Here is a 14,378-nt window from a genome sequence, read left to right on the forward strand (position 1 = left end):
TCAGGCGGCGGGCGGCCTCGGCGCGGGCGGCGGCGAAGGCGTCCTCGGCCAGCAAGCCGCGTGCCTTCAGCCGGTCCAGCTCGCCCAGCTCGGCGGCGGCGAGGTCGGGCGCGCTCAGGCCGCCGGCGTCCACGCCGCGGCGCGCGCCGGTCAGCACGAGCCAGGCCGCGAGCGCGGTCGCAAGGGCGGCCAGGATCCAGAAAGCGATCATCGCAGACCCTCTAGCGGGTCAGGCGGCCCGGGGCGAGTGGGCTTGGTGGCTGTGGCCCGCCACCGCGACGCGGCGTCGCATGGTGCGGGCCTGATCGACGGCTTCGAGACGATCCAGAAAGTCCGCCGCCAGTTCGACACGGCGGATCGCCAGGGCCTCGTCGGTGACGTCGCCGGCGTTGATCTCTTCCAGCGCCAGATCGGCGTAGTTGAACACCTGGGTCGTCAGATCGGTGACCAGCCCGATGCGCTGGGCCTCGCACCCAAAGACGCCGGCCGGGGCGCGCAGGATCCGCACCAGGTCCAGGGCATCCCCGGCGGAGGCCGTCGTCGCGGGGTCCAGGGGTATGTCCAGCTGCGGCATCTCGCGGGTCATCCGTCCGGCGGTCTGGACCCTGGTCATGGGCAGGGCGGGCGTGACCGCGCGCTGGACGCGGCCCAGAAGCGCACCGACCGTCTTGGATACCCCCAGCCGGACCTGACGGATCCGCTTGCCCCAGGCGGTGTCGGGATGGATCTGGACCGTGGCGTCGCTTTCGGTGAGGAAGGTCGCGATCCAGGTCAGGGCGTGATGCAGGGTCTCGACCGGCTGGCCGGCCTTCCAGGCGTCGACGCTGCGAGCGCGGTCTTCGGCCGCATCGATCAGACGGTCGACGAAGACGGCCAGTTCCGATCCGCTGAGGAAGCTGTCGCGACCGGCGGCGCTGGACGAGTGGGTGACCAGCCGCAGGATCATGGGTGCGTCGTCCAGGTGGGCGAACAGGATGTCGAGCAGTTCCTGCGCCCCGTCCGGCGAGATGGCGGCGGCGTCGCGCAGCAGCAGGCGAAGCTCGGCGACCTGGTCTCCGTCCGGCCGACCCGTCCAGGCCCCGAGCGAGGGCAGGGCGCGGTGGACGAGACCGCCCAGATCGCAGACCCGGGCCAGGGCGATGAGCCCGGCATCCCGGTCGGCAGAGGCGAGACCTGCGGGCCAGACGGCCTCGGCCTGATCGCGGACGGCGGCGGCCCCGGCGGCGTACAGGCGGGTACAGACGGCGGCCACGCGATAGGCGTCGCGCTCGCCATACTCGTCGGGGTCCAGATAGGCCAGTATGTCGCCCTGGTTCGCCGAGGCCGCCTTCCACAGGCGGGCCAGGACCGGGGCGGGGAAGGTGGTCGCGGCGACGCCGTCCGGGCGGGGCCGGAACATGGGCGCGATGGCGGTCAGGGCGTGGGTGCGGCGGACCCGGTCGATCCCGGCCTGGGCCAGCATGGATTCCAGGGTGCGGGCCTTGTCGCCGGGCATGCCCGCGACGGCGAGGGCGAGTTGCCGCAAGGTCCGGTCGGGGACGTTTTCGATCAGTTGCGCCAGGGCGGCGCGATGGGCGACCGACAGATCGGACATGAAGAGGCGGCCCCCACGACCGCAAAGCAGAGACCTTCACCGTAAAACGAGAAGGTTAACGGTTTCTGCCGCCCGCTCTGGGGCAGGGACTGTCTGGAAAGTCGTCACCGACCTGAAGGCAAGAGGTTCATCACCAAGGACACCAAGGACTCACGAAGGACACCAAGACACCTGGAGCAATCGTCGCTTCAGTTGAGGCGATCGACAGGCGGATAGAGAGTTCATCACAACGGGCACCACGACGGCACAAAGGACACAACGGGACCGAGCAGGTGGCGAGTGTCAGCACTGAACCGAGAGAAGACTGGAAAGCGGCGGAGCCGCCTTACTTCGTCCGCGCCTTGGACCTCCGTATCCGCGATATCGAAACCCCGCTCGGTCTCTTCGTGCCCTTCGTGAGTCCTTGGTGGCCTTGGTGATGAACCCTTGCACCGCCCAAACAGCGTCTCAGGCGTCGGCGGCGGGAAGTTCAAGGATGACCTTGAGCCCGCCCATGTCACTGGCGGCCAGGGTCAGGCGACCCCCATAGGCGCGGGTCAGGTCGTCAACGATGGACAGGCCCAGGCCCGAGCCCGGCGCCTCCTCGTCCATCCGCTGGCCGCGCTTCAGGGCCCCCTCGCGCTGGTCCTCGGGCAGGCCGGGGCCGTCGTCCTCGACCACCACGATCATCTGGCCCAGGCCGCTGGCCCCAGCCGAGATGCGGACGCGTCGTTTGGACCATTTGCAGGCGTTCTCGATCAGGTTGCCCAGGATCTCCTGCAGATCCTGGCGCTCGCCCAGGAAGGCCAGGTCGTCGGGCGCGCGCCAGTCGATCTCCACACCCTTGGTCTGGAACACCCGCTCCAGCATGACCGCCATCTCGTCCAGCACTTCGTCGACGGGGGTGCGTTCGCCCAGGCCGTGGGCGGCGCGGGCGGCGGCGCGGGCGCGGCGCAGGTGGTGATCGACCTGGCCCTTCATGATCTCGGTCTGGCGCCGGACCAGATTGGCCAGGGGTTCGTCGCGGCCGTCGGCCTCCGCCAGCATGACCGACAGGGGGGTCTTGAGCGCGTGGGCCAGGTTGCCGACGTGGGTGCGCTGGCGCTCCACCACCTCCTGATTGTGGTCCAGCAACCGGTTCACCTGTTCGGCCAGGGGAGCGATCTCGACCGGATAGGCGCGTTCGATCCGGGCGGCCTTGCCGTGGCGGACGTTGGCGATCTCGACCCGCAGGTCATAGAGGGGGTTCAGCCCGATCCGCACCTGGATGAAGACCGCCGCCATCAGGCCCAGCCCCAGAAGAGCCAGGGAAATCCAGGTCAGGGTGGCGAAGTCGCGGGTGTCGGCGTCGATTTCGGACCGGTCGATGGCGGCCAGGAAGATGATCGGCGTCTGGCGGCCCGGCAGGATCTTCATGGTGGCGGCGACGCGCAGGGGTTCGCCGATCGGACCGACGTCATTGTAGGTCAGAGTCTGGCCAAAGCCGCCTTCGAGACGGGCGACGAGATTGGACGGCGCCGGGATATCGCTGTCCCAGATCGACAGGGAGCGGGCCAGGACGCGAAAGCCGCCCTGCCCGTCCGGCTCGGCGACCGACCAGTATTTGCCCGACAGGGGCTGCTGGGTGCGTTCGTCGAGGATCTGGGGCGTGACCACCTTGGTCGGTGCGGCGGTGGTGCGCAGGGCCAGGGTGTCGATGGTCTGGTTGAGCACGCCGCCGAGGCGCCGCAGTCCGGATTCCTGGAACTGGGAGGTCAGGACGAAGCCGGTGATGACCAGGGCCGCCGCGATCCAGGCCGCCGCGAGCAGGACCAGTCGCCGGGTCAGGGACCGGCCGGCCCCCAGCTGCCAGCGCCGCCATCCGCGCGACAGGGGAGTCGCCGACCCTGTCGGGGCCGGTGTCTCGACGCCCGTCGTTTCGTCTACGGGGGTCTCGCGCGCGGCCTGATTCATCAATCGTTGCGGCTCACGCCTCGACCGCTTCGCCCGCCAGGGGGGTCAGGCGATAGCCGAGGCCGCGCACGGTCTCGATCCGGTCGGACCCGACCTTCTTGCGCACCCGGCCGATGAAGACCTCGATGGTGTTGGAATCGCGGTCGAAGTCCTGATCGTACAGGTGTTCGACCAGTTCGGTCCGGCTGATCACCCGGCCCTGGTGCATCATCATGTAATGCAGCAGCCGGTATTCGAGCGAGGTCAGCCGCAGGGGTTCGCCGTTGACGGTGGCGCGGGCCGCGCGCGGATCGAGGCGCAAACCCCCGCACGACAGGGTCGCCGACGCGATCCCCGCCGAACGCCGCAGCAGGGCGCGCAGCCGGGCAAGAAGCTCCTCGGTGTGGAAGGGCTTGGTCAGATAGTCGTCGGCCCCGGCGTCGAAGCCCGACACCTTGTCGGACCAGGCCCCACGCGCGGTCAGGATCAGCACCGGCGTGGCCTTGCCGTCGCGCCGCCAGCGTTCCAGCACCGAGACCCCGTCGATCTTGGGCAGACCCAGATCCAGGATGATGCAGTCATAGGGTTCGGTGTCGCCCAGGAAATGGGCTTCCTCGCCGTCGGCGGCGTGATCGACGGCGTATCCGGCGTCGGACAGGGCGGTCTTCAACTGACGCGACAGATCGACGTCGTCCTCGACGAGCAGGATGCGCATGGGCTTATCGTTCTCCGATGATGCGGCCCGAGCGGGCGTCCACGGTGATATCGGCGATCCGGCCGTTGGGATATTCCCAGCGCACCACCGCCGTATCGCCGGAGGGACGAACCCCCAGCATCCGGCCCTCGCGGCCCGACTGGACGATGCGGACGACCTCACCCAGCGACAGGCGGCGGCCGTTCTCGGCCTCCTCGCGGTCCTTGTCGCGGCGACCGCCGTCGATCTGGCCCGAGGCTACGCCGCCGAAGCCGAAGCGCGCGCCCTCGGCCGACGCCACGACCGGGGTCGCGGCGATCAACAGGGCCAGAAGAAGGGTGCGGGCGCGGATCATGGGCTGTTTATGGGCGAGCCGCTCTGAACGGCGTCTGAACGCCACCTTACGGGGGTTTGTCAGGATGTCGAACCCGCGTGCCGATCAGGGGAGATCGGACAGGAACTCGAAGATCGCGGCCTTGGCCTCGGGCTCGTCCAGCATGGGGGCGTGGCCGATGCCGGGGATCTCGGCCAGGATCATGGCAGGGGCGGCCTTCTTCATCTTGGCGGCGATCTCGGCGCTGAGCAGGTCGGAGGTCGCGCCGCGCACCACCAGCACCGGCCGCTTCTTGGCCAGCTTGCGGAACCAGGGCCACAGGTTGGGGACGAGCGCCTTGGCCCCCGCCGCCCGGATCGGCACCGCGATGTCGGGATCGTAGTCGAGTACCGGCGAGCCCTCGGTGCCCTCACGGAAGATGCGGCGCGCAAACGCCTCCCAGTCGGCGTCGCCGTAGTGGGGAAAGGCCACCGCATTGATCGATCGGGCATAGTCTGCGGCCGCGGCCCAGGTCGGGGTGTCCACCGCCTGGCCGGAATAGGCGGCGATCCGGGCCAGGCCCTCGGGCGAGACCTCCGGGCCGATGTCGTTCAGGATCGCGGCGGTCACGACGCGCGGCTTCATGCCCGCGATCGCCATGGTGATCAGCCCGCCCATGGAGGTGCCCAGGAAGACCGCCCGGTCGATGCCCGACTGGTCCATCAGGGCCAGCACGTCCTTCGCATAGACCTCCGGCGAATAGGTCATGGGGTCGGGGGCCCGGTCGGACCGGCCCCGGCCGCGCACGTCGAGGGCGAGCACCCGGCGTCCGCCGCGCGCGATCAGGGGCGCGATGGCGTCGAAGTCGGCACTGTTGCGGGTCAGGCCGTGAATGGCGATGACCGGCAGATGGGCCGCGCCCGAGCCGGGGGCATAGTCGCGGGCGAACAAGCTGAGCCCGTCGTGCGACGTCCAGCGTCGCTCGGCATAGGAAACGGTCGATGTCGGCAAGACCAAACTCCTGATTTGTCGCGAGTCTATTTCATCGCGTGACGAAATGCGAACCCGACGAAAGTTCAGGTGCCCAGCAGCTCGTCGACGAACTGGGACAGGTTGCCGCCGGGAAACAGGAAGCCCGGAATGCCCGCCCGCCGGGCCGCCTCGATGTCGGAGTCCCGGTCGCCGATCAGGAAGGAGCGGGCCGGGTCGATCGGGTGATCCTGCATGGCCTTCAGGATCATGCCGGGATTGGGCTTGCGGTCCGGATGATCGGGGTGGATCCAGTCGGGGTCCGAGCCGTCGGAGTGGTATGGACAGGCATAGACCGCCCCGATCCGCGCGCCCTGGACGGCCAGCCGGCGCACCAGCAGGTCGTTGAAGGCGTTCATCTGGTCCAGGGTGAACAGCCGGCGCGCCACCCCCGACTGGTTGGTCACGATCACCGCCATGTATCCCAGGCCGTTCAGCCGCCGCACCGCCTCGGCCGCACCGGGGATCAGCGTCAGATGCTCTTCCAGATGCGGATAGTGGGTGTCCTCGTTGAGGACGCCGTCGCGGTCGAGGAAGACCGCCGGAACAAGCGCTTGCGTGGTCATGGCCGGGCAGGTCTAGGCCTGCGCGTTGCAAGTCGCAACGCGATGTGACTCCTTCGGGTTTGTCGTCAGGAACCGTCATGCGGTAGGGACGCGACACGAAAACGCCGGCCGCGTCCGAAGCGACCGCCGGAACGCTCACGGTCCGCCTGCCTTGCGGCCCCTCAGAGAAAGCGATCGCCGATGCTGCCCTTCATCGACCTTCAGGCCCAGCGCGCCCGTCTCGGCGGCAAGATCGAGGCCGCCATGATGGCCGCCGTCGAGAGCGGGGCCTATGTCATGGGCCCGCCGGTGCGCGCGTTCGAGACCGCCCTGGCCGCGTTCGGCGGGGCGAAGCATGCGCTCGGCTGTGGCAACGGCACCGATGCCCTGGTCCTGCCGCTGAAGGCGTGGGGCGTGGGTCCGGGCGATGCGGTCTTCGTGCCCAGTTTCACCTTCTGCGCCACCGCCGAGATCGTGCCCTGGACGGGGGCGACACCGGTCTTCATCGACATCGACGCCACGACCTACAACATGGACCCCGGCCATCTGGAGGCCGCCATCGAGGCGACGATCGCCGAGGGGAAGTTGAAGCCACGGGTGGTCATCGCCGTCGACCTGTTCGGTCAGCCCGCCGACTATCCGGCCATCAAGGCCATCTGCGACAAACACGGGCTGAAGCTGATCTCGGACTCGGCGCAAGGGTTCGGCTGTACGATCAACGGCGACCATCCGCTGAAGTGGGCCGATGCGACCACGACCAGCTTCTTTCCGGCCAAGCCGCTGGGTTGCTACGGCGACGGCGGGGCGGTGCTGACCAATGACGATGCCCTGGCCGAGCTGATCGACAGCTTCCGGGTCCACGGCAAGGCGGTGTCGCAGGACCTGGTGGGCCGGACCTTCGAGCACGACACCAAATATCTGAACATGCGCGTCGGGATGAACTCGCGCCTCGACACCGTCCAGGCCGCCGTCCTGATCGAGAAGCTGAAGGTCTTCGGTCAGGAGATCGAATGGCGCAACCGGATCGCCGCCCGCTACAACGACCTGCTGGCGCCGCACGTCGCCTCGGTGCCGCAGACGCCGGCCGGCAATGTCTCGAACTGGGCCCAGTACACGATCGAGCATCCGGACCGGGACGGTCTGGCGGTCCATCTGCGCGAACTGGGGGTGCCCTCGGCGGTCTATTATCCGATCCCGCTGCATCTTCAGCCGGCCTATGACATGCACCCGCGCGGACCACAGGGTCTGCCCGTGACCGAGGCCAAGATGAAGGTGGTCATCAGCCTGCCGATGCACTCCGATCTGGACGAGGCGACCCAGGACCGGATCGTCGCCGCCGTCGCCTCGTACAAGGGCTGAACCGCATGAACCCGACCCAGCTGCACGCTCCCCTCCGCGCCGGCGTCGCCGGTGTCGGCGTCATGGGCAGGAACCACGCCCGCGTCCTGTCCGAGATGCGCGAGTTCGACCTGGCCCTGGTGTTCGATCCCGATGCGGTGACCGCGCAAGGCGTTGCCGAGGCCTATGGTGCCAGCCCGGTCACGACGGCCGCCGATTTCGTCGCCGGGGGGCTGGAGGCCGCGATCGTCTCCACGCCCAATCGCCACCATGCGGACCTCAGCGTCGCCCTGCTGGAGGCCGGCGTCCACGTCCTGGTCGAAAAGCCGATCGCCGCCACCGTCGCCGACGCCCAGCGGATGATCGATGCGGCCAAGGCCAACGACCGTGTCCTGATGGTCGGTCAGGTCGAACGGTTCAATCCGGCGGTGGAGGCGGTCAAGCGCGCCATCGCGGGCGAGGACGTGATCTCGATCCAGATCACCCGCGTCGGCCCCTTCCCGCCCCGGATGGGCGAGGTCGGGGTGGTCATCGACCTGGCCGTCCACGACATCGACATCATCCGCCACCTGACGGGGTCCGAGATCGCCGAGGTCCAGCCGCAACTGGCCCGCACCCGGGCCGACCGCGAGGACACGGCGTTGCTTCAGTTCCGGCTCGAGAACGGCGCCATCGCCCACATCACCACCAACTGGGTGACCCCCTACAAGACCCGCACCCTCCAGGTCGCGACCCATAACAAGTTCGTCGTCGCCGACCTGATGACCCGCCAGGTCACCGAATATTTCGGCCAGCAGCCCGACGGCTCATACTCCACGCGCGGCCTGATGAGCTGGCCCAACGAGCCGCTCAAGAAGGAACTCGAAGCCTTCGCCCACGCCATCCGCACGGGCGAGACGCCTGCGGTGACGGGCGAGGACGGCCTGCGCAACCTCGAAGTTGCGCTGAGGTGTCTCGGCGAGGGGTGATGGCGGTGATGTGGCATCGGATCACGTTGTGAACCCAGTCTTTCAAGCTTAGCCTTTCGCCATGTCTCGCGCCTTCGACTCTGGCCGGTTTGTTGGGTTTGTCGGCGGCTTCGCTGCCAAGGGCCCCTTCTTCGGCTGGATAGTGGTCTGGCTCGAGTTGCTGGCCTTGCTTCTAATCACTTCGAGCGGTTCTGGATTTGGGACCCTGACGCTGACCGACTTGATGGTTGGTATCCCCCTATCCTTAGCCTTCGCTTACGGCTTGGGCATCGTCCCGGCCGTTCTGACAGGCGTGGCCTGTTACTTTCTCTCCAGCGTCTCGATGCCTGTTTGGCGCTGGGTGGTGAGTTGCGCCGGAATGGGGGGAGCAGTCTCACTGCTGGCTCTCATGGTCGCGACCAGCAGTTTTGCGCCCGACCCGATGTTGTGGGTGGCGCCGTTGCTTCCGGGTGCCGGGGCAGGAGGTGTCTGTGCCTGGCAGGCCAGAAAGGCGAGGCTCGCCTTTGCGAGTCGCGGCACCCTCTAAGGGCTGTCGATCAAGGAAGGCCTTCGGTCTAAAGATCGGCCATGACCACAAGCGCCACCACCCCCGAACCCCGCCTGACCTCGCTGGCCCACGGGGGCGGGTGCGGGTGCAAGATGGCGCCGGAGCGGTTGCGGAACATCCTGGCGGAGATGCCGTCGGCGGCCGCCTTTTCGTCGCTGCTGGTCGGGACCGAGACCTCGGACGACGCGGCGGTGTGGAGGATCAGCGAGCAGCAGGCGGTGGTGGCGACCACCGACTTCTTCATGCCCATGGTCGATGACCCGTTCGTGTTCGGCCAGATCGCGGCGACCAATGCCCTGTCCGACGTCTACGCCATGGGCGGGAAGCCGATCCTGGCCCTGGCCATCCTGGGGATGCCGATCAATGTCCTGTCGGACGCCACGATCCGGGCGGTGCTGGCGGGCGGGGCCGAGGTCTGTGCGCGGGCTGGCATTCCCGTCGCGGGCGGCCATTCGATCGATTCGGTCGAGCCCATCTATGGACTGGCGGCGATCGGGCTGGTCGATCCGGCGCGGGTCCTGACCAACAAGGGGGCGAAGGTCGGTGACCGGCTGATCCTGACCAAGGGGATCGGCGTGGGGGTGCTCAGCGCGGCCTTCAAACAGGACCGGCTGTCGGAGGAGGGCTATGCGGCGCTCGTCGCCTCGACGACCCAGCTGAATGCGGTCGGCGCCCTGTTGCCGGGGACGCCGGGGGTTCACGCCGTCACCGACGTCACCGGTTTCGGTCTTCTGGGTCATGCGCTGGAGATGGCGCGCGGGGCCGGGGTCACGGTCGAGATCGACGAGGCGGCGGTGCCCCTGCTGGCCGGGGTCGAGGCGCTGGCGGGGGACGGGGTGGCGACGGGGGCGTCGGCGCGCAACTGGTCGAGCTACGCAGAGGGCGTTGTCCTGCCAGAGGGGGTTGAGGGCTGGCGGCGCACCCTGCTGACCGATCCCCAGACCAGCGGGGGCCTGTTGATCGCGGTGTCGGCCGATGCTGCCGAGGCGGTGCTCGATTTGGTCCGGGGCGAAGGCTTCGGGCTCGCTGCCGAGATCGGGCGGATCGCGGCGGGGCCGGCGGTCGTGCGCGTCTCGTGATCCGGCTGACGACCGATCTCGAACCCGATGCGCGGGCGGGATACGACGCCCTGATCGACGTGCGCAGCCCGGCCGAGTTCGCCGAAGACCACATCCCCGGCGCGATCAACCTGCCGGTCCTCGACGATGCGCAGCGTGCCGAGGTGGGGACGGAATATGTCCAGGGCTCGAAATTCCGGGCGCGACGGCGCGGGGCGGGCCTGGTCGCGCGCAATATCGCGGCGCATCTGGAAGGGCCACTGGGCGAGCGAGAGGGGGGTTTCAAGCCCCTGGTCTATTGCTGGCGCGGAGGTCAGAGGTCGCACGCCATGGCCACGGTCATGGATCAGGTCGGCTGGCCGGTGGCGCAGTTGAGCGGCGGGTACCAGACCTGGCGACGGCGGGTGCTGGCCCGTCTTTACGACGGCGAGAGCGAGGCGGCACCCCTGCCGCCTCTGGTCCTGCTGGACGGCCCGACCGGGGTCGGCAAGACGGCGGTTCTGGCCCTGATGGCCGAACGCGGCGCGGCCGTGCTGGATCTGGAGGGGCTGGCGGCGCACCGCGGGTCGCTGTTCGGGGCGACGGCGGAGGCCCAGCCGCCCCAGAAGCTGTTCGACAGCCGGCTGGCGGTGGCGCTGGAGGGGCTGGATCCGACCCGCCCCGTGCTGGTCGAGGCCGAGGCCAGCCGCATCGGTGCCCTGACCCTGCCGCCCCGGCTGTGGGCCGCGATGAAGGCCGCGCCGCGCATCGCCCTGACCGGCTCGCTGGAGGACCGCACCGCCTTCAGCCGCGCCGCCTATGCCGAAATCGCCGCCGACCCGGCGGCGCTGGATGCCGTGCTGTCGCGTCTGCCGCTGCGGCTGGGGCGGGCCGTGATCGAGCGGTGGAGGGGGCTGGCGCGGGCCGGAGACCTGTCGGCCCTGATCGCCGAACTTCTGGAGACCCACTACGACCCGGCCTATCGCCGCGCGGCGTCGAAATATGAGGCACCGGTCGCCGTGGTGGCGTCGCCGGTGTTTGGATCAGAGGTCGCGCGGGATGCGTCCCTGGCCGCGATCGAGGCGGCGCTGGCGCGTTAGGGGTTGATGCCGTTCAGACGCCTCAGTTCCGCATCGTCAGGATACTCGGCCAACTGACGCCGCAGCGCTTCGATTTCATAGGGCTGATCGGTGAGGCCCGGCACAGGTACATAGGGGCCCCATCTCTGACGATCATGGTGTTGCTGCATCGCGTCTTCCTGCGTCGAGGCATAGACGACATAGGCCAGATGGCTGGGGCCATTGATTCGTTCGAGGGTGGTCTGCCCCTCGGTCGATCCGACCCACAGAGCCAGACCATTGCCATCCTTGAATACCCGGCACTCGTGTCGCAGGACGACCATCAGCTTAGCGCGCTGACGATGTCGGTCTGAGCGAAATCGTTGCCGACGTAGAGCAGGGGGCACCGGTACATCTCGGCCAGGGCGTAGCTGAAGCTGTCGCCGTAGTTCAGGTCAGCCTTGTGAAACCCCTTGCCCCAGCGGGTGTAGGCATAGGCGGCGCGTTCGGCAAAAGCCTCGTCCACGGTTTCGACCTTGAGGTTGAGCAGCTCCAGCAGGCCGTCCAGTTCGCTCGCGACCTTCTTGCGCCGAGACACGATCAGCGCCTCCGCGAGGGTCGCCGCCGAAATGATCAGTTCGCTCCGCAACAGGACGGCGGAACAGGCATCCGCCCTCGATTGCCGGGCGACTACTTCGATCAGCGCCGAACTGTCGAGTGCGATCACCCCGGCATACCGTCATCGCCGTACAGGAAGTCCGCGCTGCGGGCCGCATCGAAGCCCGGCTCGAACTTGCCTCGGGCAGACTCCTGGATTTCCCGGATGATCTTCATCTTCTCTTCGACCGAGAGCAGATGCTTGCTTCGCGCGGGGGCCGCCGTGATCCGGGCGACGCGACGACCGTTCCGGGTCAGGAAGACGTCGTCCCCGCCCTCAGCCTGACGGACGAGGGCGGTGAGTTGGGATTTGGCGGCGGAAACGGCGACTTCGATCATGATCCGAGAATGGACCAATCGATGGTCCAATTCAATCCTCACCCCACGAACTGCATCCCCAGCCATTCGGCGATCAGGGCGGGCTTTTCGGAGCCTTCGATCTCGACGGTGACTTCGTGCTTGATCAGCCAGCGACCGCCACCCTTGTCTTCGGCGCTCATCAGCTTGAAGCGGCCCCGCACCTTTGATCCGGCCGGGACCGGGGCCAGGAAGCGCAGTTTGTCGAAGCCGTAGTTGACCCCCATGACCACGCCCTCCAGCCCCGGATTGGCGTCATAGGTCATGGCCGACATCAGGCTGAGAGTCAGGAAGCCGTGCGCGATCGTGCCGCCGAAGGGGCTGGCTTTCGCGGCCTCGGGGTCGATGTGGATGAACTGCCAGTCCTCGGTGGCATCGGCGAAGGCGTCGATGCGGGCTTGCGTGATCTCGAACCATTTCGAGACGGTCTCGTCACCGATCATTCCGGGCAGGTCGCTGGGCTTGGTCATCGTCGTCTCCCTGATGTTTCGGCAAGGCTAACCAGCTTCCGTCACGGCAGGCCACCCCTGCGCCGATCGTCTCCGCGATGGCGGGGGTGATGCGCAGAAGGCCCGGGTCAGCCCTCGAACCGGTCCTCGATGATCGCGGCGAACAGAGCCGGATCGACATTGCCGCCCGACAGGACGATGGCGGTGGTCTGGCCCGCGACGTCCAGCTTTCCGGCCAGAAGGGCGGCCAGCGACACCGCCCCGCCCGGCTCGACCACCAGCTTCAGGTGGCGGAAGGCGAAGCGGACGGCCTCGGCGACCTCGGCGTCCGTGACGGTCAGGATGCCCGCCAGTCGCCGGTTGATCGGAAAGGTCAGCTCACCCGGCCGGTCGGTCATCAGGGCGTCGCAGATGGTGCCGGGTGCCGGGGCGTGGGTCAGCCTCTCCCCGGCCTTGAGCGAGATTTCGGTGTCGTTGTAGGCGGCGGGCTCGACCCCGTGGACGACGGTGCCGGGCGACAGGGCGGCCATCGCCAGGTTGATCCCGGCCATCAAGCCGCCGCCGGAGGTGCCGCACAGCAGCCGGTCGATCCGTTCGACGCCCGCCTCGCGCGTCTGTTCGACGATCTCCAGGCCCGTGGTGCCCTGGCCCTCGATGATGAAGGGGTCGTCGAAGGGGCGGACGAGGACGGAGCCCCTTGTCGCCGCGATCTCCTCGCCGATAGCCTCGCGGCTTTCGGTGTAGCGGTCGTACATGCGCACCTCGCCGCCGAAGGCGATGACCCCCTCGACCTTAACCTTCGGGCTGTCGGCGGGCATGACGATGATGGCCGAGGTCCCCACCATCCGGGCGGCGGCCGCCACGGCCTGCGCGTGATTTCCTGACGAATAGGCGACGACGCCGCGTGATTTTTCCTCGCCGGTCAGGCGGCTGATGCGGTTGTAGGCCCCCCGGAACTTGAAGGCCCCGGCGTATTGCAGGGTCTCGGCCTTCATCAGCACCCGCCCGCCGAGGCGTTCGTTCAGGGCGGGGCTTTCGATCAGGGGGGTGCGGACGGCGACGCCGGCGATCTGGCGGGCGGCGTCCTGGACGCCCTGAAACGAAGCGGTGTGGGTCATGGGGCGGGTCTAGCGCGACCGACCCTGCGCCGGAAGCGTCAGCGCGTCAGGTAGTAGTCGGCAATCTCGCAGACATTGATCGGGCCGCGCTCCAGCGCCTGGCCGTTCGAGAACTCGGCGCGGAAGACATAGGTGCAGGCTCCGGAACCGTCGTCGATGGTGGCGACCCGGCTGGCCCCCGTGGTCAGGGCCTGATCGCCGACGACGTCGCCCTGCCAGGCGCGGGAGCGGGCGTCGGCGGCCTGGAGCCGGACCATGGTCCAGCCGGTCTGGTTGTGGATGCGGACCCGCCGGTTCTGGCCGTCGCGGGACTGGCCCAGGGTGGCGGGCGCGGCACCCGGTGCGGGAGGCGCGGCGAGGCCCGGGGCGGGGATGGCGACCGCCGCCGCCATCAGGCCTGCGATCAACACGGTGGGGAGTTTCGACATTGTGGGTCAGCTTCCGATGGCGGCGCCGCCCCCGCAGCGCCCGTCGATGACCTATCCTGCCTTACGGGCGGACGTATGGCATCTGACGCGGCCTGACGTCGGAGGTGATTTGTTCTCCCGCTGATTTTGTTCCGGGACGCATCAAGCCCTTGCGACCCATGAGGCCTTTCCCATATCCGCAGCCACCGGATTAGCCCTGTATCTTTCAGGGCTTTCCATTAGACAGCCACCCTGCCGGACCCAGACGGGCACGGCGCAATCCACACGGGGACGGTCAAGCGCGGCGCTTCGCTTCAAAAGGCCGCCGCACCGCCCGCCACACGAAAGAGACGATA

Annotated in this window: 17 protein-coding genes and 1 pseudogene; 5 read left to right on the forward strand and 13 right to left on the reverse strand. The window is 68.4% G+C overall.

Annotated elements, in window-relative coordinates:
* The 7 genes and pseudogenes from ACILQR_RS04140 to ACILQR_RS04170 all read right to left on the reverse strand — a co-directional run.
* Positions 1-211, reverse strand: a pseudogene (locus ACILQR_RS04140) (c-type cytochrome biogenesis protein CcmI); the annotation flags it as partial.
* Between the two features lie 18 nt (positions 212-229).
* Complete coding sequence (locus ACILQR_RS04145; protein ID WP_395650232.1) at positions 230-1,594, reverse strand: hypothetical protein; 1,365 nt, start codon at positions 1,592-1,594, stop codon at positions 230-232.
* A 447-nt stretch (positions 1,595-2,041) separates the two neighbouring features.
* A complete protein-coding gene (locus tag ACILQR_RS04150) occupies positions 2,042-3,526 on the reverse strand; it encodes a sensor histidine kinase (RefSeq protein WP_395650255.1) in 1,485 nt (494 codons plus the stop codon).
* Positions 3,527-3,539: 13 nt separating this feature from the next.
* A complete protein-coding gene (locus ACILQR_RS04155; RefSeq protein WP_271145657.1) occupies positions 3,540-4,220 on the reverse strand; it encodes a response regulator transcription factor in 681 nt (226 codons plus the stop codon).
* A gap of 4 nt (positions 4,221-4,224) precedes the next feature.
* Positions 4,225-4,554 (reverse strand): hypothetical protein, encoded by a 330-nt coding sequence (locus ACILQR_RS04160; RefSeq protein ID WP_271145656.1) that lies wholly within the window; start codon positions 4,552-4,554, stop codon positions 4,225-4,227.
* A gap of 84 nt (positions 4,555-4,638) precedes the next feature.
* Positions 4,639-5,523, reverse strand: coding sequence for an alpha/beta fold hydrolase (locus ACILQR_RS04165; protein ID WP_395650233.1), 885 nt, complete (start codon positions 5,521-5,523; stop codon positions 4,639-4,641).
* 65 nt (positions 5,524-5,588) lie between these two features.
* The gene (locus ACILQR_RS04170) at positions 5,589-6,107 is read right to left on the reverse strand and encodes a D-glycero-alpha-D-manno-heptose-1,7-bisphosphate 7-phosphatase (protein WP_395650234.1); all 519 of its coding nucleotides are present in this window, start codon (positions 6,105-6,107) and stop codon (positions 5,589-5,591) included.
* Between the two features lie 180 nt (positions 6,108-6,287).
* On the opposite strand from ACILQR_RS04170, the gene ACILQR_RS04175 reads away from it, so the two are divergent.
* The 5 genes from ACILQR_RS04175 to mnmH all read left to right on the forward strand — a co-directional run bounded on the left by ACILQR_RS04175 (position 6,288) and on the right by mnmH (position 11,076).
* Positions 6,288-7,445, forward strand: a complete 1,158-nt coding sequence (locus ACILQR_RS04175) for a DegT/DnrJ/EryC1/StrS family aminotransferase (RefSeq protein WP_395650235.1) — start codon at positions 6,288-6,290, stop codon at positions 7,443-7,445.
* Between the two features lie 5 nt (positions 7,446-7,450).
* A complete protein-coding gene (locus tag ACILQR_RS04180) occupies positions 7,451-8,392 on the forward strand; it encodes a Gfo/Idh/MocA family protein (RefSeq protein WP_395650236.1) in 942 nt (313 codons plus the stop codon).
* A 61-nt stretch (positions 8,393-8,453) separates the two neighbouring features.
* Positions 8,454-8,918, forward strand: coding sequence for a hypothetical protein (locus tag ACILQR_RS04185; RefSeq protein ID WP_395650237.1), 465 nt, complete (start codon positions 8,454-8,456; stop codon positions 8,916-8,918).
* A 41-nt stretch (positions 8,919-8,959) separates the two neighbouring features.
* Positions 8,960-10,018: a selenide, water dikinase SelD gene (gene selD, locus ACILQR_RS04190; protein ID WP_395650238.1), complete on the forward strand. Its 1,059-nt coding sequence runs from the start codon at positions 8,960-8,962 to the stop codon at positions 10,016-10,018.
* The gene (mnmH, locus tag ACILQR_RS04195; protein WP_395650239.1) at positions 10,015-11,076 is read left to right on the forward strand and encodes a tRNA 2-selenouridine(34) synthase MnmH; all 1,062 of its coding nucleotides are present in this window, start codon (positions 10,015-10,017) and stop codon (positions 11,074-11,076) included. Before selD ends, mnmH begins: the two co-directional genes overlap by 4 nt.
* Here the strand turns inward: mnmH and ACILQR_RS04200 are convergent.
* From ACILQR_RS04200 to ACILQR_RS04225, 6 genes are all read right to left on the reverse strand, one after another.
* Positions 11,073-11,378, reverse strand: a complete 306-nt coding sequence (locus ACILQR_RS04200) for a hypothetical protein (RefSeq protein WP_395650240.1) — start codon at positions 11,376-11,378, stop codon at positions 11,073-11,075. The two genes, mnmH and ACILQR_RS04200, sit on opposite strands and share 4 nt — an antisense overlap.
* On the reverse strand, positions 11,378-11,761 hold the full coding sequence (locus ACILQR_RS04205; RefSeq protein WP_395650241.1) for a type II toxin-antitoxin system VapC family toxin: 384 nt from the start codon (positions 11,759-11,761) through the stop codon (positions 11,378-11,380). Before ACILQR_RS04205 ends, ACILQR_RS04200 begins: the two co-directional genes overlap by 1 nt.
* Entirely contained in the window at positions 11,758-12,030 is a 273-nt protein-coding gene (locus ACILQR_RS04210) for a type II toxin-antitoxin system Phd/YefM family antitoxin (protein WP_271145648.1), read from the reverse strand. Before ACILQR_RS04210 ends, ACILQR_RS04205 begins: the two co-directional genes overlap by 4 nt.
* 38 nt (positions 12,031-12,068) lie before the next feature.
* Positions 12,069-12,518, reverse strand: a complete 450-nt coding sequence (locus tag ACILQR_RS04215; protein ID WP_292155222.1) for a MaoC family dehydratase — start codon at positions 12,516-12,518, stop codon at positions 12,069-12,071.
* Positions 12,519-12,625: 107 nt separating this feature from the next.
* Positions 12,626-13,615 (reverse strand): threonine/serine dehydratase, encoded by a 990-nt coding sequence (locus tag ACILQR_RS04220; RefSeq protein WP_395650242.1) that lies wholly within the window; start codon positions 13,613-13,615, stop codon positions 12,626-12,628.
* Positions 13,616-13,653: 38 nt separating this feature from the next.
* Positions 13,654-14,043, reverse strand: a complete 390-nt coding sequence (locus ACILQR_RS04225; RefSeq protein WP_395650243.1) for a hypothetical protein — start codon at positions 14,041-14,043, stop codon at positions 13,654-13,656.
* Between the last annotated feature and the right edge of the window lie 335 nt (positions 14,044-14,378).

This window comes from Brevundimonas sp., assembly GCF_044239655.1.
Taxonomy (GTDB): domain Bacteria; phylum Pseudomonadota; class Alphaproteobacteria; order Caulobacterales; family Caulobacteraceae; genus Brevundimonas.